The organism is Candidatus Nitrosocosmicus sp. FF01 (genome assembly GCF_047711275.1).
Taxonomy (GTDB): domain Archaea; phylum Thermoproteota; class Nitrososphaeria; order Nitrososphaerales; family Nitrososphaeraceae; genus Nitrosocosmicus.
This window is the reverse complement of record NZ_JBLNIG010000001.1, coordinates 351,660-371,395: the sequence shown is the minus strand read 5'-3', so window position 1 is coordinate 371,395 and position 19,736 is coordinate 351,660. Positions and strand designations below refer to the sequence as shown.

Here is a 19,736-nt window from a genome sequence, read left to right as displayed (position 1 = left end):
AAATAGTAACCGCTTTATTCAATAAATAATTTTGAATTTTCTCATAGTATTATCAATTAAGGACCTTATTGTTTTGGCAGCATGTCCCAAAGATCGTTCTTTGATCATGTGTAGGGAAAGACTTTCAGATATAATATACGCAATTTCGCGTACATTTATTTTATCTACTCCGAAATCACCAAGCATCATAGCAATATTGTTATGATATTCGATATTTCTTATGAGGTGAGAAATGGAACGAAGATGGCCAAAGGATTAGAAAAGTATAAAACTGCATTTATTTGCTATTATTACTTTAGTCAATCTAACTTTGAAGATACAATTCACCATATTCATAGATCGCTTTAGGTTATCAAACATTGCAAGATTCTATACTATTAGAAATTGACCGGAGAAAATGAATAAAAAGTAGATATCGACTGTTTGTGATCATCATTTACCTCAACTAGTCAGCCATATTACAAAAATTCATTAAAACAATATGACAATTTATGCAAGGATAAAATATCTATCAATTTTTTACGTTGAATTGAGTAAATTTGATAAATGAGTACAGAAAATGAATTAGACATGGATGTGTAGCAACCAACAAACGAAAAACTTAATTACCCAACTCTAGGTTAACCCCTGATGAACAAAAATCAGTATTTAAGCATATTCATTTTGGCCTATTCTATCTTGATGGTTAGCGCTATGGCAGTAAGCCATGTTGGTTCAGTCTTTGCGAGCACTGATGAATCCAATTCTAACCAAACAAGTACCGACGACGAGTCAAGCAACGAACAGCCGAGTTTACAAACAGTTGATGATCATCTCGAAGATTGTATTCAAGAGTTAGAAGATGATAACACCAATGAAGCACTAGAATTCTGTCAATCTGCTGATGACGAATTAGACAGATTATTAGCCAATTCTACTGGATAGTGCTTTCCAAAGGCTCTATAAATAGAGCAAACACGGTTCATGAGCAAATTGGTTAGTTAAGAACTAACCAAATTTTTTGAAGAAAATATTTTCTATTTTAATTCTTGTGAAAAACCTTGGATAAGTTTATCAAATTATCTGCTGTCAATAAGACACCAAATTTTCAACAAGAATTTATCCATTCTATTCAAATGACAATGAATAATATAACTCAGCCACAATTGTAACTGATTCCAGATTTGTATCTGATCCATAACAAAAAGACGCTAATTTTTTACTAAAAATAGTATTATCTATGCTAATCAAAAAATAAAAATAAAGGGATTTAATGTTACTTATCTAAATTACTATCTGCAGCTTCCCTTGTCCCAACCGACTGCGTATCCTCTAGCGTAATCGCCTTTCCCTGGATAATATCCCCAACAATGATCATGATCATACCAACCTTGTTTACACCCTTCTATCCAATCTTTGGATTTACCCTTGTAATCAGTACAATAATGATTTGCTTCTGCTGATTGATTCATCACTAATGTAGGAGCCAAAGTCAAGGAAGTAACCACCATCACAATTGCCATCATCCCTAATCTAAAATCCATTATCGACCTATAGTCAAAGTCATATAAAAATATTTTATGATAGTCAATAAAGGATTTGATTTCAATTAGGTTACAAGATCATTTCTATTTTCCAGAAACTAAATTGAACAGCCGAAAATAGCAACCTTATATCTATTTTATATTCCTTTTATAGGACTAGCCGAAATATTTTGGAATAAATTTACTTGGCGAGAATGTGACAAATTAGGTTTGAGAGGTTATAATAAGTACAATAAGGATAGCATATTTCATGTCAATAATAACATACCAAGAAAAAGTATATCATATAGTAAATACAAATGCATTTGAAGATGGCAAAAGCATCGACATCAATGACAATAATCATCTCAGGGTTGACACTAGTAACAATCCTAGCAATTCTCTCAGTAGACGGCATACCTACAAAAGTAGCATTAGCATCGACTTCAAATCAAACACAAGAAAGCGAACCCGTGAAAATAGCTGCAGGAGGAGGAAACGGTACTGCTCCGTTGACGGCATTTATCCCCGAGAATGTGGAAGTTCGAGTGGGTCAAACTGTAACATGGTATAATCCAACAACTGTAGGCGAACCTCACACTGTTACCTTTATCTTTGATGGAAATAAAACTGCAGGTGTAGTTTCACCTATGAGTATCTCAAATACAACTGAATTCACCGCTCTCCCACCAGGATCTAATAATGAGCCGATACTAATACCTGGCGAAGACGGGATGAATACTATTGTGGTTGTCAATGCGCGCACTTTTAATCCGGTTGTAATTGATTCATCAGATAATGTAAATTTCATGACTCCAAATGCTAACTATACTTTGACAGGAACAGAAAAATATGTTAATTCAGGATGGTTCTTACCAAATGGATTTGAACAAGAATATCCTGGTTCAGGAAATACATTCAGTGTAACATTTGAAAAACCTGGATCCTATAATTACATATGCATATTGCATCCTTGGATGACTGGAAGCGTGACAGTGACTTAAGAAAGAACTAAAGATACAGAATTAAAAAAAAATTCGATTTCTATTTTCACTCTTTTTTTGGATTGATTATTCTTTATTGGGCAATCACCAAAAATGATCAAATAGTGGTAAACAAGATTCAGATGTATTAGTTTAGCCCACTCGAATAATTATCTCAATACTTAGTACAGTAATGATTACATTGTCTTTGATTTTTCAATTGAATTAACTAGTTTGATATATAGAATATGAATGACATTGGATCTAGGCCTTACCGTCTTATCGATATTCTAACAATATCTAATATATCGTCAATTAGAGTAAATTATTGTTTTGTTGTGGCCCATTATCAGAGAAGATTGAAATTAGTAGAAGAAAACATAAACCATAACAATGAAGGTAACGACCTTTACAAGATAGATAGTGTTACTCGCAAATAAGTTTGGATTCACGTAAGCCCTCCATACAGTGACGCTGTGGATATACAAATAGTAAATTTGGAAACGCAAGACCATGTTTCGTTCCTAAAAGCATTTAGTAAATCAAATCACCCAAGGGCAATCCAATTTTGTAATTTTGTATAGAACCCCTTATAATAGACTTTACGGTTGGACCGCCAACTGCCTTTAAATGATTAGCGAATCAACTGACAGGTAAATAAATAAGCAATCTTAAATTTCAAGCTTTTCGTATGAGCATAAAGTATTACTATTAATAGTTATTTAGGGGTTAAAAAAAATTCAAGTTCATGATTTTGAACTATCAAGTTGAAATATACAGTCCAAAGAACAGATTAATTATTAGAAACTTAAAAAAATAAAAAGAGTTTATTGCTGTCCTGCGGCAATATTGCCGTTTTGGAATTGGAGGTCTAGGCCTATGTTGTTACAGTCAATTAATGAGAATGTTCCAGATACACATTGTGCATTCTGTTCGTTTGATTGACCTTGTTCGATTTCTTGCTCTGCGTCATTGTGTTTCTTCTTTCCACCTGCATATGCATAGTTGTCGCCAAAGGCTACTACTGAACCTATGAGTGCTGCTGCAATAAACATTGCAAATATTCCGACTTTATAGTTTTTTGTTATGTTATTCATTGTGATCAAAATGTATAGTTAAAATTAATAATTTCATAGTTTGGATGCTAATTTCTGTTTGATTATGATGAAAACTGATTATAGAACTATTATCTCAAATAGTTTTAGAAAATATGAATTAGCCAAAAAATATCCTCTGATTATTAAAATGGATAAAAATAGGAATTCGCTCAATTGTTCATTCAAGAGGTAAGTAAATCAATACAATACAGTATAATGAAAATAACGATACTTTGAGGTGATTACAATAGTTTTTGTTATTGAAATATATAAGAAACTATGTTGCTTTGGCTCTTTCTAATTATTTCGTTAGAGATTAGACCAGATGAACAAAAATCTTACACTATTATTATGGACATATGCATTCTTAATCCAATCATATTCAGATAATTTTTATGACGGCATGAAATTTGCGATCTAAATCTTGAATTCAAAGATATGGTTAATTAGAAAGTAACTTCAACAATTAAGAGTATTCCAAGTATTCAAATAAAGATAAAAGAATGATTTCCATATCATATGGCGGGTCTTGTTTTAGATAGCATTTGCTATTCCATTTGGTAACTATACCACGCCACCGTTCCTCTGTATTTTACACATTTGACGGATAAGATGATCAAGTAGGCAAGAATAAAAAGTCCGATCAAAATCATAGCAATTACTCTATTTTAGCGCAATGATGTGAATAAAACGAATTGAAATAGTGTAAGGATTAATGATTAATTCTTTGTATCTGTAAAAACTACATCGTAGAGATGCCCATCTGCTTTTGACATGGAGAGTATTTTATTCATACGGACTATGGCCTCAGGATTATCAAGCCTTCTATCAAACGCGTCTTTCCCCTTGTACTGAACGTAGTTTACTACCCTTTTTCGATTCTTACTTTTATGGATACTGGCAGATACATAGCCATCTTGTAATCGCCAAACTTGTTTGGTAGTTTCAATGAGAGCATCAACTAGTTGTTGTTGTTTTGAAGGATCAACCGTAAAAACATTGATTAAAGTAATAATGTCCTTGTCTATTCTTATTAAAGTCATATCTACTGATATTGTTAATTATCACCAATAGAATAAAAAGATTGATCCATTAAAGGCTAATTTACAGGATAGATAGTTTGGAGTAGATGCTCTAAAATTCCAGGATAATGGATACCTAGAGCAAACAAGCAAATTCATTTATTTATTTTTTTGGATATATTCATATTTACCTGAAAAGTCTTGGTATTTGAGATCACTTTCACCAACTAATTTAATCCTATTTAATAATGCGGTCGAGCTATTTTCCAATGATCCTCAAATTGATTTTGTTTCTCACTTACGAATAATGTCGAATTGCTCCACAGTATTTGACTAAATTGTTCGTTATCACGTTCAAACAGTGGTTTTATACATATCTTGATATCAATCAATTGAAAGTTTTCTGGCACAGTGTCTAATTGTTTTACCTCACGATATTTCATGGAGTTTAGAAACCTTGTGATCCCTTCACTTGATTCAACAATAATCCTAAACTTGATGCCTTTTTCTTTGGACAGTTTTTCTACATGAAAGAACACTCCTCTAAAACCTTTCATAATATGAGTAGTCATCCGACGGTTCCACAGAATTTCAGGTTCATTTAGAGGGAAGTTGAGAGATTCCAAATATAATGTTAGTATTATCTCGGGATCTTTGACTACAGTGGTCAAGTTTGGCTTCTTAAAACCAGATTTCCTTAATTTTAAATAAGTGATTGATAGCATCCAACGTCAAGTTTTTTAGTAGCCATGAATGAGATCATGTCTGGCCTTGCTTATCTTTTACAAATTTAGAATCTAGAAAATAAATTACAGTTCTTCCATTGACCATAAAGTGTTTGATTGGCGGCAGGAAATCCAGGAATTTACCTTTGTGGACATGATAATCTAGACTAGCATGCGATCTGTTGCTTTCCATAATTACATAATCGATTGTTATGCCAATCTCAGAAGATGCATTTCAAAGGAGTTATAGTATTGCTTATCCCCCTTACCATCCGGGAAGTGTTGGGAAAAATTAAAATTTCTAAAGCGTTCCCCGTTATGATTGAAGTATGAAATTCCCCCTTATTAGGATCGTTAAAAGTTTCTGTAGAATTTTTTTCCTATTTCTATCAATGCCCCATAGTCAAAATTAATAAAATAGCGAGAATTGACTTTTGTCATAAGGCCTTCTCATTTGATAAGACATGTCAAAATTATTTGTTGTAATTAAACGAACGTTTGGATTCGCAAGATTCGACCAGAAATCGGATTTGATAATTTGTCAAACAGACGAAAATAACAACATATTTGACCTCCTAAGAAGTTACAAAGGATTTTTAAAGTATCAGTTTACAATACGATGATAAACCTAAAATTTGATCAAAATTTTTGTAAAAGATCATGATATTAAAGTAAAGATATCCGTGACCTTGTATTTCTCAAAATTAGCTTTTGCAGTAAGGACAGACAAAGCAATGCAGTTTCTTATTGTAAATTGATTCCTTCCAATCATATTCTCTATTGCATTTTTCGCATATCAATTGTATTGCCAATTACAAACAATTATCAACAATATTAATCTTTAAAATAATTTTTCCAAAGTTTACAGCAACGAGTATCATTTTTGCATATAGTCTTAAGATTAATGCAACAATGCTAACAGAATTCCGGAATCAAAATTGCCTCTGTATATGGCTAATAAGTAGCTCACCTTGTCTTGAATTCTGATGGAACTTTTATTACTTTTGAAGAGGAGATAACGTATGTCGCAAGATCGATTCGAATACCCTAAGAGGAGTTAGATTCTATCAAACGTGTGCCACAATATGGACAAAATATCAAAGGGGCGCTGGCAATATTGCCTTCAAACATCAAATAATAAATTCCTTTATGATCTCCAGAATATTTGAAAATCTCAGTATCATGTCTAATACACTCACTTTTATATTCTTCCTCAAACTTTTCACAACAAAACTTACGGGTCATCCGAAACCACTCACTTCACAGAATAGAGTGTACTTATTTGGAATATAAACAAGATAGTGACCAGTCTATTGAAGTATGAGTACAAGTATTATTTTTTATTCAATGTGGTCAATCTTATTTAAAATATTATCAGAAATCAACCCAGTATGTTGAAAAACTAGCTAAACAAATTGAAATCAGATTAGGATATACGATAGACAGACCATAGAAAATAGGGTTTATTGGAAATATTACAATGTCATGATATTTGCTGTCTAGACGCCAAAAATGAAAGCTTGGAGATATTGTACGCCTTTGTGAATATATGATATGTATTTATCAAAAATTGTCTAAGACTAACCAAACAATTTGGAGTGATTCAAAAGATTTGGTAGACAAACAACACTTGGTTGTTCAAAAAAATTGTGGAGCAGGGCAGTTCCATTGTAAATGGGAAAGAAGAAATTACAATATGCAAGAGGAGATAGTGAAAAAAAGTAAACATTACAAGAACGAAGATAATGTGAAAAAACATGTCAGAGAACCAAAAAAATAATGAATGAAAGTAGTTCTTTTTCTTTTTTTGTCAACAGGGTTGTCTGTAACAAGTGCCTATTTTTTTACCAATTGTCACTGAATTCGTTGTACTGATAACAACAATACTAGATGTTTTCGCAGTAACAATAGTTGCTATATCTGTATTCCAAGCTCTGATATCCAGTGTTTTTAAGCATGTAAGTTATCCTTTTTCTTTTTTGTCTAATAGATATGACATTCAGATCAAAATCAGCAATGACCACAAAGTCCAGTCATACAAGGTAAGTTCATCACCTAGAAACTTGATTAGAGGACTATTGTGGGGTTTGGAATTTGAATCCGCCAGTGTCATAATAAAATTGGGAATTTTCATGATAAATATTACTATATCTGCTCCTATGGGAGATAACATTAATGATTTTTTGTTCTTCTCAAGTATTCTTACACTCAGGATAATAATAAATCAATCTCTGAGAAGATTTAATATTATTTAGTAGTAGGAGTTTGAGATTCTAATCGACATGTCGTAATTTATCTACAAAAATCTAAATACACTCAACCAGTCAACCACAAATAACACCAGTCGTTAGACTTGATACAAATTTAAATCAGAATTATGTAAAATTATCATATTGATATCTCTTCTCGCTTCAGTCTAGAAAATAAAGTAAATTTGATGATGACCCCGTTCTCTAGCAAGTCTTAGTTAACGATCGAAGATTTTTCGAATATTCGATGAGTATTGGTTTTGGGAAAGAATATATAAAAAGCATATCATTTGTCCAGATATCTCAATTTAACTGGCATATAAATATCATTAATCATTGCAGGTCCCAAGCATATCCCAAATAGTAACAAGTAAATATTCTATATAGAAGTACTTACATTATTTACGTCGCAGATATAACTATTAATCCGTACTACGAGAGATAGGTATGAACATAATTGAAAACGAAATACCATATTTGGTAGAAGCAAAAACAAGTGGATGTAAAGAAAGAGGAAAGAGTGTTTCGTATCATTTCTTAGAGTCTTCTCATAATCTTTGTTTGGAAAAAGGCGAATTAATGTTGGCTCAAATTCAAGCATGTGAAAGATTGTTAAGATATTCAAAGGAAGAGGAAGAAAGGGATGTTCTAAAGGAAGAAATTACCAAACTAAGATTAGCTTTGGATTTGATACGATACTAAAACAGAAATGGAGGCTATTCTAATGACCTTTTTTCTAAGAATGAATACAGCCTTAGTCAAACCATTATACCGATGCGACCTAATTATGAACCGATAATGATCGTCAAAGTTAACATTAGTTCCTGAAAAGTTCACTTCGTGGCTTGCATCTCTAATTCCAAAATTTCCTAACTTGCAAGACCCGAATTTATTTGGCTTATGAAATTATAGATACTCAAAACTGTTTCAATACGTCCAGAGAACAGAGATAAAGTAGGCTGATTTGTATACAGACTGGTTCAAGTCTATCTCAAAGCAGTGCGAAGTGCGGGATTTGAACCCGCGATCCCTCTAAATGGTAATGTAGCCGCACTTCGCACAAATGTTACGAGTAAGTCGTCTAGATCTTTCAGATCTAGACTTAACTAACTAGCGATCCATCCAAAGGTTAATTCGATTCCATGTTTCTTAACAAGACAAATGAATATGGATGTAAAACCCTATATGATATACTTTAGTGAAGAATTTCAAGTTCTGTATTTGTAAATCACTATTATAGACCCGACATCAACGAGATAATAACAAAAAGAATAAGGCCAGTGTTAGATGAGTTGATGAAGGAATTGCTAAATTAGGTACATATTTATCCCCTTTAAGAACTATTTTTCCAGTTCTAATCGGCATGAGTTGCAATGGAATATGTATAAGATACAAGGCTAAGAGAAATCATGAAATTCCATCAAGGTATAAAGAAGGACAGAAAAGATGCAGCGTATGTGAGATATTCATAAATTGGAAAACTAATGTATATTGTCCGTGCTGTAACTACAAATTGAGAACAAGATCATTTCGTGGCTGGGAAATGAGGAAGAAGTACAGGGAAGAAACAATCAAGAGATATTAATTTTGAATAGAGTCTCATCAGCAAAAAGGAAAATGGAGGGCCGCCCAATAGGGCGGCCCATCGTTCCTTTATTTCTTTAAGAATTTTAATTTGTAATGAAATACCCTCTCATATTTCTAATTCTTCAAAGTCTAATTGGGTTATTGATAATTCGATTCTGTTGGTTATTATGTGTTCTCTTAGTTATCCCCGTGTTAAAAGACTGGGCGCGGCGGAGCCGCGCAACGTGACGGATCAGTCTCACGAACAGAAGGATTCATTTCAGAATGTAGATATCTTACATAATCTTCCACTATCTGACATTTTTCTGACTCTAAATCACCAAATGGTGGGACACATACTAATTGCGCATATTCCATTAGGTTATCGAAACATTCCTGTAAAGTTTCTTTATCTGCTTTCAGTAGATATGTTTGAGTATAACATCTTGATAATTCTAAATCCACTGAAGCTTCGACAAGATCTTTTTGGTCCTGTTCCGGTAATACAAATTCCAAAGCTGATACGTTTTGAGAAATTATATAACAGACATTTATCTATCTATTACTATTATTCCAATTGATAACATGCAAAATTCTATTAGATTTTGTGTAGTTTTAACGATTATTACGGGTGCAATATTTATTATTACGATCAGCGCTATTGATTTCTTATATTCTGGAGCTAATGCTCAACTATTTTCAGATAGAAGACACACAAACTTAGTAATTGATGCTCCAATCGCTGTATCAGAAGATAATGTATACGTCGCTTGGTGGACCAATAAATCTGGGAGCAATGAAGTATTGTTCAGAACATCAAATGATAATGGTGCTACATTTGGAGAACCAGGTACTGACTACTCCTGATGCTTATTCGGTGGTTAATCTCTTCGCATTAATTATCTATGGAACTAATTTCAACTTGCTACCTTAGATCACCTATTTTACCATTATCCAGATATGTATAAATCCTAAAAAATTCATTACAATATCTTTTCATAAAGGTGGGATACTGATATTCTGATAGAGTAAAATATCTTTGAATATGGCATCTCCTGTCAACTTCAAATATCTTTGATAGTTTATTTGGTAGAAACCCATATCTTTATGCACGCGATTCTATAATAATACAACTTCGACTATTTAATGATATAAGAATGAATTTACTATGGGAAAATGATTAACATAATTTTGGATACTTTATATAAAAGTGACTTGAAATGGATATGATTTTATTTGCGTTAAAAACAATTCTTGTTTTTTTTTTGATTAAGGTCACCATTCCTAGGATTACTAGATATCATGCTACTTGATATTATGGCAATAGTTACTATAATTTATGCAAAATCAATTTCGAAACTTGCTATGATACTTTTAATTCTATATTTAGTCTGGATAATTTTCGCTTCTATGCTAAACTTTATGATTTTCTTGCTTAATTAAATCAATTAATTTTTTAATGAGTTAATTTGCTAAGGAAAACAGTATACAAATCAAACGGGCCCGGTGGGTTTCGAATCCATGTAGCATATGGGAACTGTTACTTTTATTTATCTTTTGGATACGGTGACTTAGTTGTATGGATATATGATTTACTGCAACAGTGACACTTGGACAAAACTATTGTGGTGATGGCCTTTAGCGTATATAGGAATTGGTCAAAGGGAGTCAGAGGAATTTGAATATTGCTATAAGAATCGGTCAAATATTTATGAATTGATAATTGATTTGAATCTAAAAAAATTAATTCAGGCATGTCAATAACAACTGGCTGGTTGGCAAAAGTCACAACAAGTGATAAATGGTAGAAATAATATAGGAAATAAAAATATGAATAATGGTAATCAAGAAAACCCGTCACCAAATAAAAGTGAATTATTGCGAGTTTGTATTCAATTATGTTCTTACCATAATAGAAGAATCAATGAAACCGAGTTGTCCATAGGTGAACTATAACATGAAGTATTTGGGAATGATGGCAGGTTAGACTTTGATAATTTTAAAGATATTGATTGGTTAAATTCAAATGGTCTAATATCATTAAAGAATAATATCATAACTATCGATAACGAGGCTGTAAAAACATTGTTATCTTACGTTTTTAAACATAAAGATGAAATCTGATTGTTTAGCCTGTTGGGATTTTCCTTCGATGATGATGCTATCTGGCCCTGTTAACTTAAGCGTTTGAATTAGGGTAAATTTGAATTGTCATTGAGCCAAACTACTCACTTTCGACAAGTTTGTTTGGAGTTTATGCACGATTTGAGACATAATGTTCTGATATTATTCATCCTAATCCATATGAAATATTGGAAAACATTTGAAAAATCACGTTAAGTTAACAGGGCCTGCTATCTCCATATAATGATTTAATGTCTATTAATTTGTGATGCCTAATAGTTAGATATTGTTAGGATTATCATTGCATTAATAAAAATAATTACGCTATATGAATTGCGATGAGTTCCATCAATATTCCACCTCATGAAGAAACGAGTCATGTAGTAAATAACAATGGATGTAAATTGATTTTCAATCTAGAACTGAATTTGATTTTTAAATATGGATCATCCTAATATTGCTGTCCATGGTTTTACACTCAGTTATCCCAACTGGTGAACATATGCTTCTATAGTGCATTGTTCATGAACAAAGTCCTCTTCATAAAGCATTTTCAGCTTCATACAGAATTTCTAATTCAGGAATTCGTAACAGTATACTTCCAATAATCATAGTGTCAGTTCTTTTCTTCTGAATATTTAATTATGACTGCTGCAACTGGGTTTCCATTTAATATTGCCTTTTGATAGGCTACACTGTGCTCTTTTGCTTCCTTATCGATATTATCCTAAACATTCTTTGCTTCTTCTGCTAACGAAATGATTATAGAATTGATCCCATTGGGGATTGAATATATACAATTGGTGGAATCTCCAAGACATCAAATGAAAATCCGTAATTTAAAAATATTGCTGTTTAAATCATTTGTACTACAGCTGATTCGTGGTTAAAGCGTATGATTGAGATATATATTATGATTAAAACTAATATTACCATATCAAGTAATATTTTACCTATCTATATATACAGTGTTATATATAATATAATATGAGTTCAACTATTAATTGGAATGATGTTATTAAAAGAGAAGCCAGAGGATCAAATGATGAGGATTTTGGTGAGGTTCAAGATATTTCAAATGGTTATGTTTTCGTTCAAAAAGGTATGATCAATAAACAAAAGTTTTTCATACCTCAAGAAAAGGCCAAAAGTTATGATGGTGATATTCTTAGATTCAGTGTTTCGAGAGATGATGCAATGGATGCGTATCAGGGAGATGATTTTCCAACATCATTCCAAAATAGGGATCAAGGGCTTAATCTTCCACAAAGCGACCCTGTGACTATACCACTGGTTGAGGAAAGATTGGACGTGAAAAAAAGAGTTGAGGAAAGCCAAGCCACTATTATTAAGGTACCCTTGAAAGAAACAAAAACTATCCAGGTAGAAGTGACCCATGAGGAGGTCTCATTCGAAACAAGACAACCAACGGGAGATACATCTACATCACAAGAGCCTGTGAGATCAAGACAAGTGATTGAAATACCATTAAAAAGAGAAGAAGTAGTGGTATCTAAAACTCCCTATATTAGAGAAGAAGTAGTGGTAAAGAAAAAGCCTGTCACGGAAACCAGAGAATTTACAGAGGAAATTGCATCCGAGCAGGTTGATGCGCCGCCAGCCATACCGTAGAACAAAATTAGAAGGATGAATCTCATAAATCCTTGAATAGTAAAAAAATCTACATCTAACTTTTGATGATTACTATGGACTCTATAGTTTTGGAGTAACAACGTCAAACAAAATTATTACGTGGTTTCTGCCATTTCATTACCTTGGCAGATATTTGAGATGTTGACTACGTTGAAGGCGCAAAAAAATATGATGCTAGATATATTTACATTTTTACCTATATACACGAAATATGTAGTGATTAAAAACTATTTGTTGATTTACATCTCTGGAATTTCAGACCTTATCGAAAGGATAACATTAAATCACAACAGTTTCTTAAATATCATACATAAAAATATCTCTTATTATTCTTTTTTGAGGAATTCTTATGTTATAGACTATGAATAAAAAGTCAAGTTTGTATTAGATTAAATCTTGTATTTTACCCTTATCGTAAACAGAATGTTGTGAATTTTATCCCTTCTGCCTAAATAGATGGATATATTTTACAATAAAATTTATTGTCACATATGATAGCAATGAAGCAATTAGTGATGATAACGTAGCAGCCTCGACAGCCGAATATTCTAACCTTAGTAATTGTATTATGAGAAGAAACCTCGTTACATTATTCACAGTGTCAAATACCGAACTTGCAAATATCATTTTAATCAAAATTCGTCTCAATGCAAGAAAGTTAATTTTGCCAGTCAATCGCTTTGTATATTTTCGTTTATTGTCAATATGAAAAAGAATTGCAAAAATTATCTTATATGTTAAAAATCCTGCTACCACGGTCAATGCAGAATTAAGAACAAAATTGATAGAGTATTGCGCAACAAAATGTGCAACAATTATGCTAGAAAGAAATCCTGATGTTCCTGACATAAATAGATTCTTATTTAAAGATATGGTATTGTAATACTTTTGATAACACTGTAGAAGGAATTCACCAATTTTATGTGGTATTATTGTCACCGTCTTATTGTAAGATGTTTGTTCAATTATTTAACCGTCATCCATTTTATTATTGCTTCAACTCATAAAATTACTGTTGTTAGTAATTAGAATAAGGGATTCACCAGATACTCAAAGTATTGTTGTCTATGATGCAGGTAAATTTGTCACAAGCCCTTAAGGCTATAGCAAAGTAATGTTTTCATTGTGGATGTCGATCTTAAACAAATGAGGTAAACCCAAACCCAAACCGGATTCCATATTCCGGCGGGTTTAAATTCCGTGTGATATTCTGGTTAGGGTTGAGGCTGAAGGGAGGTCAATAGGTATCTGGCGATAGGTATTCATCATGAAATGAATCACTATCAGTGGTTATCCTATACCAATAACAGGGTAAAGGACATTTTGATATTTTATTAGTTGAGATAAATTATCAGACACTATTTGATTCACAAATCTGACAAGGACATTAACATAATTTTATGAATCGAAGCCACGATAACAAGCAGTGTTCCCTTATAATAGTTTCTATTATAAGATCAAATTCTGCCTCAAAGCTTTTCTTAATAAATTGCAATCAAGAGATCAATATAACTACTCTTACTCTAGCTACAAATTCAATATTTGTACTAGTGTATTTAATCTACGTTAAACCATTTAATAAATCATAAGAATTATGGTTGTCATCTTAATATACAAATTTAAAAGCCATCATATATATAATTAATAGTGTCAAGAAAAGTTTTTACTTCAAAAATAAAACTTGACATACTTGGTGATTTCAGAAATTTCGAGGCTTTATCGACGAATTATAAATTATTAATGAATTATCCATCTGAATCTATAGAAAAGATTTCAAACGAAAGAATATGCAGCAGGTACATAATTGAAATAACTACAGAAAACTTGGACTATTGTAAGGCTATGATGAAAAAATTTGAACTTCATCATTTAGATAATCTCAAAGTTAACTCTATCATTTATGAAAACAAATTTTCTTTTATTTCGACCGAGACCAAATGCAAATCATATGGGGACAACGAAGAAGAATTTGACAAGAATGTTAATGTAACTATTATCCATAATTCTACAAGTGAAATTGTAAAATATCAAGAGAAAATATTTGACATACTGTGGCAGAATTCTATACCTGCGGATGAAAAAATTGAAGAATTAAAAAAGGAGAAAGAGACTAGTATCAAATTTAGCGACTACGAATTTGAAAGTAAGAATCTTGATTCAGTAACGCCTTTTGATAATGATAGTAGAAACATAGTACAAATAACAAGAATTAAGGAACTCATTAAATCATTACTAATATCCAATGTACTTAATTCTAAATCGGAGATACTACTAACCATAGGTTTACTTCATCATTTGAGATATTTCTGGAACATTGGTCTTCATGCAGAATTGAAACGTGCCAACAAGAAAGGAGTTAGATTAATTATTCTTTATCCTGAAGATGGAAAATCAGATATGACTAGAAGGCATGTTGAAAACTTTGTTTCGTCTACAGAGGAAAACGTTCGTCTTAGTGGTGTTTCCGGTCCTATTGGTACTGTGATCATAGTTGATAATGCTAAGCTAATTTTGATAGACAGCAAAAGAGGGGATAAATCTACGAATAATGGCTTCCTTGCGGTATATAGCAATAATAAATCCGTGGTAAGTAATTTTGGGTCGTTATTTGATACTCTATTAAACGAAAAAGAAGTTCTAAATTATGCTGTCGAAACAAAACTTCAACTAGAGAGTTCAAACAAGGAGTTAGAGGAATATAACCATAGGTTAAAGACATACTCTGACGCACAACTCGAATTTATTAACTTGGCCGCCCACGAGCTTAGAACACCAACACAAGCCATATTAGGCTATATAGAGTTGTTAGATAACGCTGTTGTTGGTGATATCACTAATCAGAATTACATGAACTCTATTGAGAGAAACTGTAATAGGCTTGCCAGATTAGTTGAGGATTTGCTTGACATATCAAGAATCGAGTCTAGAAACTTTGTTTTACATAAAGAAAAAACAAATTTAATAGATTTAATTGATACCGTAATTAAAGACTATAAGGTCGAAGTACAGAAGAGAAATGAAGAGGGCGAAAAGAATGGTGATGGAAGATATATTAAGAATGTGGAGATCCTTTCTTCGTGGAATTTATCCGATGAAAAAGAAAATAACCCTTCTGTTTTGAATATAATGTTAGATCGTAGTAAGATCATTCAAGTCCTATCCAACCTGATAAATAATTCCTTAAACTCCATTTACAATGACAAGACTAATAGTAAATCAAATGGTAATAGTATAAACATTATAATAACCAAAATGACGCACAGTAATAGTAATAATAATACAGAAAGTGACAGAAACAACAAGAGTTCAGATATTAAAAATGAGTTATTGGTAACAATTAAAGATACAGGCAAAGGTATGGATTCTGAAGTGATCCCCAGGTTATTTGAAAAGTTTATAACCACTTCAGCCTCTGGAACTGGACTGGGATTATACATTTCAAAAGCCATTATCGAAGCCCATGGGGGGAAGGTTTGGGCTGAAAACAACACGAACGAAAAAGGAGCAACTTTTAGATTTACATTGCCAGCGACATTGGAATAGAAGAAGAATGTCCAAATACTATTGTTGTAACAGTAAACAATTATTTTTTCTTTTCAAATAGTTCTTTTGCCTCTAATACTTTCTTTTCAAAACCCTCTGTAATTACAAAATGAGGTTCAATTCCTACCTTTTCGTATAATAAACGAAGAATTCGTCTTTGAATAACTCGTGTTGCTCCATCGATCACGGATTTTAAGGATTCTGTAAGTACCGTCGGATTATTGTAGGTATCCTTTAACCTAAGGGAGTATTTTTCAAATACATAAAATTTTATAAGATTGGCAATATGCGGACCCAATACTGAAAGCGCTTCATCTACAGACTCTTCATAGAGCTTTGCAAATCGTCTTTCATCCAAGGGAGTTCAATCCAGGTCCAATGACCATATGTCCCGGTGAAATTCCTAATGCACTAGATTGACTTAACAAAACAAGAGAGATATCGTTAGTCATTGTTGTTATAGTGAATCTCATCATTTAGTTATCCCTTTACCTGTTACTTTCTCGCTACACCCGAAAAAATCCCAGTGTAATCCTCCCCAATGGGACCGACGATTTCTATGCCTTTGTCTTTTGAAATTACGAATTCTAATATGGCACCATCTTGATGAGACATACTAATCTTTAAGATCATCATTACTCGTTTCATACGTCCATACAATTCTACAAATCTAAGCAGGATGACATTATGAAAAAGAGGGGACAAATTCATCTCAGTAACTTGAAAAATATCCTTTTGGGCTCCAAGAAGGGTAACGAGGGTAGTAATTTGGTATTTACGCACAAGACTAGAAATACGTTCGGTTATATCATGTAATTCGCTCTTATATCTAAGTTCATAAACTGAGAGACCGTCTATGACTAATCGTTTTGGCCTCTTTTTCTTGATTTCCTCTTCCAAACTTGCTATAAAGGCGTCTGGATTATAGTCGACATGATTATATGTTAAGATTGACATTCCAGTTCCGTTATCTTCAACTTTTTCTGAGTCCACTTCCCCTTCGGCTTCTTTTCTTCCTCCATCGCGACTTTCTTTGTGTGATAAAAGAACCTCCATGTTATAGCCAAATCCATTAGCCGTTCTCCTTATCTCTTCTAGCGAATCTTCTAGCGAACAAAATATTCCAGATTCATTATATTTTCTAACACCTTCTACAATAAATTGAAAAGCAAAAGTGGATTTCCCAGAACCGCTAGCCCCTATAATAGCAGATAACGTTCCTTCGATAAGTCCACTTCCATCAATTTTTTCGTCGAGATTTACAATTCCGGTGTGAATTCTATTCTCTGAAGCAGGAAAGTCCATTCTTATTTTTTGTTTAGGATATAATATCAATCCCTTGCTAGTAATTGTGCAAACATGCTTCTCTCTATTAATGGCAGTTCCCCTCATTTTTAATACCTGAAGAAAGATTGGAGATGCGTTGTCTGGCCCATGTTCAAGTTTTATAACGGCATCTGCCACAGACTCTTCGATTCCGTTGCCTAAATCATGGCTTCCATGTGGAATCTCTGAAATGATTATAGACGTTATACCCTCTGCCCTCATGATTTTTCCCAAAAATACTTGAATTGTAATTCTTGATTCAATTTTATCTTTAAATGACATTGCTATTGCTGAATAAGAATCGAGTACTATTCTTTTTGCGTTGACTGCTTTGATGGCGATTAGAATTTCTTCAAAAGCATCTTGTATTGCATCATTGTAAAGTGAGACAAAATCCAGATAAATGAACTTGGTTTGGTTCTCAAATTTTTCAAAATCCATCCCTAGTTTTTTGGAAGTTGCGTAAAACTGGGACTTTGATTCACTAAAGGAGATATAAACACCGTGTTCATTAGGCTGCGAGATTAAACCCTCATATAGGAATTGTGAGCCAAGTATGGTCTTTCCAGTGCCTGAATTACCTGCTACCATTACAGTAAACCCCATAGGTATTCCACCTTCAATTAAAGCATCAAGATTTGGAACGCCAGTTGATATTCTATGATCCAAATCCAAATTATTCTATGAATTTATTATAATGATGCTATATAAGGTTGTTAGATCGTGGTAATAGGTACTGTTAACTTAACGAAAAATCTATGGCTTGAAGATGCCCCATTTCTAATATGTTAACCAAAAGAAACAGAACACCTTCGTTAGATATTGACCGTGCATTGTATTTGTATTTTCTTGGACTGTCAACTAGAAGTGTTTCCAAAGCATTGTTATTCATACATAATGTTAAGAGAAGTCACGTTTCAATTTGGAAGTGTATAAACCAATGTAAATACGTAATATCCATGTGGTAACTATAAACTAAGAACTCGGTCATTCCGTGGCTGGGAGATGAGGAAAAAATACAGGGAAGAAACAATAAAACGCTACTAACATCAAATGAGTTTTTCTTTAGCAATGGGAGGAAGCGCCTCGCTCGCAAGCGAGGCGCGAATGTGTCTAGTCTAAGAACTTGATAGAATTTATCAAGTGATTCATTATTTCTTGGGATTCTGGTGAGTCGAATAATTCTGCACTATTTTGATATGTTATACGGTATATAGCATTTGGAGTATCCACGATAAATGATTCAACTCCGTATATTATATAAGGTCCTTTAGCAGTTGTATGTTTAACCGTTTCATATCCTCCTATTTTATAATCTGAATAATTAGAATATTCAACAATTCGTTCCTCAGGATAATTTTCTTCTATATATTTGATAAATTCTTGATCATATTTCAGTAAACCACCCATGGAAGTCATCAGTGTTTTATCTTGGTCATGATTAATAGTAAATGCATTATATTTATCATCAGGATTTGTAATCTGAATATCAGATTTGGAGATAAATCTATTTGGAGTATCATCAATAACCCAATCATATGGGTATTCTAAAGTAATTCCATATTTTACACTGGTGTATAAAGAATATGGATCTTTTTGAGAGGAAGGTCCTTAGATAATTCATCTAAGGCAGGACCAATCATATTTGCAATTTCGTCGCCAGTTGTTTGTGCGTATATATTGGATACGAAATGGGAAGTAGACCCAAATATGACCAATAATATTATTATAAAAAGGCATTTCATTGAATTAAAATATAATATTTGATCTATATACTTTTGTAGAAGATTTTTCTGTTTCATTTTAATTAAACTCAAACTTGGTTGATTTTAAGATTCATTTTCAAGATCATTGTTTTTAATCATTAAGTATATCATATTGGGGATCGAAAACACTTTATCTTCACACAATCTCACACTCGCCATCCTTTATCATTGTAAAAACAT

20 protein-coding genes and 1 pseudogene are annotated in these 19,736 nt (G+C 32.6%); 10 read left to right on the top strand and 11 right to left on the bottom strand.

Annotated features, from left to right (window positions below; translation table 11 throughout):
* Nucleotides 1-630 precede the first annotated feature (630 nt).
* Nucleotides 631-924, top strand: a complete 294-nt coding sequence (locus ACMT7R_RS02050; RefSeq protein WP_415309775.1) for a hypothetical protein — start codon at nucleotides 631-633, stop codon at nucleotides 922-924.
* Between the two features lie 347 nt (nucleotides 925-1,271).
* Here the strand turns inward: ACMT7R_RS02050 and ACMT7R_RS02045 are convergent, their stop codons facing one another.
* Nucleotides 1,272-1,523: a hypothetical protein gene (locus tag ACMT7R_RS02045; protein ID WP_415309774.1), complete on the bottom strand. Its 252-nt coding sequence runs from the start codon at nucleotides 1,521-1,523 to the stop codon at nucleotides 1,272-1,274.
* 332 nt (nucleotides 1,524-1,855) lie between these two features.
* On the opposite strand from ACMT7R_RS02045, the gene ACMT7R_RS02040 reads away from it, so the two are divergent.
* Together ACMT7R_RS02040 and ACMT7R_RS02035 are read left to right on the top strand one after the other, a co-directional pair.
* A complete protein-coding gene (locus ACMT7R_RS02040) occupies nucleotides 1,856-2,506 on the top strand; it encodes a plastocyanin/azurin family copper-binding protein (protein ID WP_415309773.1) in 651 nt (216 codons plus the stop codon).
* 227 nt (nucleotides 2,507-2,733) lie between these two features.
* Nucleotides 2,734-2,925 (top strand): hypothetical protein, encoded by a 192-nt coding sequence (locus tag ACMT7R_RS02035; protein WP_415309772.1) that lies wholly within the window; start codon nucleotides 2,734-2,736, stop codon nucleotides 2,923-2,925.
* A gap of 387 nt (nucleotides 2,926-3,312) precedes the next feature.
* Here ACMT7R_RS02035 and ACMT7R_RS02030 read toward each other — a convergent pair whose 3' ends face one another.
* From ACMT7R_RS02030 to ACMT7R_RS02015, 4 genes are all read right to left on the bottom strand, one after another.
* Nucleotides 3,313-3,582 (bottom strand): hypothetical protein, encoded by a 270-nt coding sequence (locus ACMT7R_RS02030; protein WP_415309771.1) that lies wholly within the window; start codon nucleotides 3,580-3,582, stop codon nucleotides 3,313-3,315.
* A gap of 719 nt (nucleotides 3,583-4,301) precedes the next feature.
* Nucleotides 4,302-4,625: an antibiotic biosynthesis monooxygenase gene (locus tag ACMT7R_RS02025; protein ID WP_415309770.1), complete on the bottom strand. Its 324-nt coding sequence runs from the start codon at nucleotides 4,623-4,625 to the stop codon at nucleotides 4,302-4,304.
* A gap of 221 nt (nucleotides 4,626-4,846) precedes the next feature.
* Nucleotides 4,847-5,176: a hypothetical protein gene (locus ACMT7R_RS02020; RefSeq protein WP_415309769.1), complete on the bottom strand. Its 330-nt coding sequence runs from the start codon at nucleotides 5,174-5,176 to the stop codon at nucleotides 4,847-4,849.
* A gap of 1,200 nt (nucleotides 5,177-6,376) precedes the next feature.
* Nucleotides 6,377-6,574: a hypothetical protein gene (locus ACMT7R_RS02015; RefSeq protein ID WP_415309768.1), complete on the bottom strand. Its 198-nt coding sequence runs from the start codon at nucleotides 6,572-6,574 to the stop codon at nucleotides 6,377-6,379.
* A 325-nt stretch (nucleotides 6,575-6,899) separates the two neighbouring features.
* Here ACMT7R_RS02015 and ACMT7R_RS02010 point away from each other — a divergent pair, with 325 nt between their 5' ends.
* From ACMT7R_RS02010 to ACMT7R_RS02000, 3 genes are all read left to right on the top strand, one after another.
* Nucleotides 6,900-7,109 (top strand): hypothetical protein, encoded by a 210-nt coding sequence (locus tag ACMT7R_RS02010; protein ID WP_415309767.1) that lies wholly within the window; start codon nucleotides 6,900-6,902, stop codon nucleotides 7,107-7,109.
* Nucleotides 7,110-7,161: 52 nt separating this feature from the next.
* Nucleotides 7,162-7,584 carry a hypothetical protein gene (locus ACMT7R_RS02005; RefSeq protein ID WP_415309766.1) on the top strand — a complete coding sequence of 141 codons (423 nt, stop codon included), beginning with the start codon at nucleotides 7,162-7,164 and terminating at the stop codon, nucleotides 7,582-7,584.
* 441 nt (nucleotides 7,585-8,025) lie between these two features.
* Nucleotides 8,026-8,280, top strand: a complete 255-nt coding sequence (locus tag ACMT7R_RS02000; protein WP_415309765.1) for a hypothetical protein — start codon at nucleotides 8,026-8,028, stop codon at nucleotides 8,278-8,280.
* Nucleotides 8,281-9,357: 1,077 nt separating this feature from the next.
* Here the strand turns inward: ACMT7R_RS02000 and ACMT7R_RS01995 are convergent.
* Nucleotides 9,358-9,660 (bottom strand): hypothetical protein, encoded by a 303-nt coding sequence (locus ACMT7R_RS01995; protein WP_415309764.1) that lies wholly within the window; start codon nucleotides 9,658-9,660, stop codon nucleotides 9,358-9,360.
* A 12-nt stretch (nucleotides 9,661-9,672) separates the two neighbouring features.
* On the opposite strand from ACMT7R_RS01995, the gene ACMT7R_RS01990 reads away from it, so the two are divergent.
* The 3 genes and pseudogenes from ACMT7R_RS01990 to ACMT7R_RS01980 all read left to right on the top strand — a co-directional run bounded on the left by ACMT7R_RS01990 (nucleotide 9,673) and on the right by ACMT7R_RS01980 (nucleotide 12,900).
* Nucleotides 9,673-10,011 (top strand): hypothetical protein, encoded by a 339-nt coding sequence (locus ACMT7R_RS01990; protein WP_415309763.1) that lies wholly within the window; start codon nucleotides 9,673-9,675, stop codon nucleotides 10,009-10,011.
* Nucleotides 10,012-10,425: 414 nt separating this feature from the next.
* Nucleotides 10,426-10,587, top strand: a pseudogene (locus tag ACMT7R_RS01985) (tryptophan-rich sensory protein); the annotation flags it as partial.
* 1,668 nt (nucleotides 10,588-12,255) lie between these two features.
* Nucleotides 12,256-12,900, top strand: coding sequence for a YsnF/AvaK domain-containing protein (locus ACMT7R_RS01980; protein ID WP_415309762.1), 645 nt, complete (start codon nucleotides 12,256-12,258; stop codon nucleotides 12,898-12,900).
* A 456-nt stretch (nucleotides 12,901-13,356) separates the two neighbouring features.
* Here the strand turns inward: ACMT7R_RS01980 and ACMT7R_RS01975 are convergent, their stop codons facing one another.
* Nucleotides 13,357-13,770, bottom strand: a complete 414-nt coding sequence (locus tag ACMT7R_RS01975; RefSeq protein ID WP_415309761.1) for a hypothetical protein — start codon at nucleotides 13,768-13,770, stop codon at nucleotides 13,357-13,359.
* A 798-nt stretch (nucleotides 13,771-14,568) separates the two neighbouring features.
* On the opposite strand from ACMT7R_RS01975, the gene ACMT7R_RS01970 reads away from it, so the two are divergent.
* Nucleotides 14,569-16,464, top strand: a complete 1,896-nt coding sequence (locus tag ACMT7R_RS01970) for a sensor histidine kinase (RefSeq protein WP_415309760.1) — start codon at nucleotides 14,569-14,571, stop codon at nucleotides 16,462-16,464.
* 40 nt (nucleotides 16,465-16,504) lie between these two features.
* On the opposite strand, the gene ACMT7R_RS01965 is transcribed toward ACMT7R_RS01970, so the two are convergent.
* The 4 genes from ACMT7R_RS01965 to ACMT7R_RS01950 all read right to left on the bottom strand — a co-directional run bounded on the left by ACMT7R_RS01965 (nucleotide 16,505) and on the right by ACMT7R_RS01950 (nucleotide 19,209).
* Complete coding sequence (locus tag ACMT7R_RS01965; RefSeq protein ID WP_415309759.1) at nucleotides 16,505-16,822, bottom strand: hypothetical protein; 318 nt, start codon at nucleotides 16,820-16,822, stop codon at nucleotides 16,505-16,507.
* Nucleotides 16,815-16,940 (bottom strand): hypothetical protein, encoded by a 126-nt coding sequence (locus ACMT7R_RS01960; protein WP_415309758.1) that lies wholly within the window; start codon nucleotides 16,938-16,940, stop codon nucleotides 16,815-16,817. Before ACMT7R_RS01960 ends, ACMT7R_RS01965 begins: the two co-directional genes overlap by 8 nt.
* Before the next feature lie 19 nt (nucleotides 16,941-16,959).
* Nucleotides 16,960-18,459, bottom strand: coding sequence for an ATPase domain-containing protein (locus tag ACMT7R_RS01955; protein ID WP_415309757.1), 1,500 nt, complete (start codon nucleotides 18,457-18,459; stop codon nucleotides 16,960-16,962).
* A gap of 444 nt (nucleotides 18,460-18,903) precedes the next feature.
* The gene (locus ACMT7R_RS01950) at nucleotides 18,904-19,209 is read right to left on the bottom strand and encodes a hypothetical protein (RefSeq protein WP_415309756.1); all 306 of its coding nucleotides are present in this window, start codon (nucleotides 19,207-19,209) and stop codon (nucleotides 18,904-18,906) included.
* Between the last annotated feature and the right edge of the window lie 527 nt (nucleotides 19,210-19,736).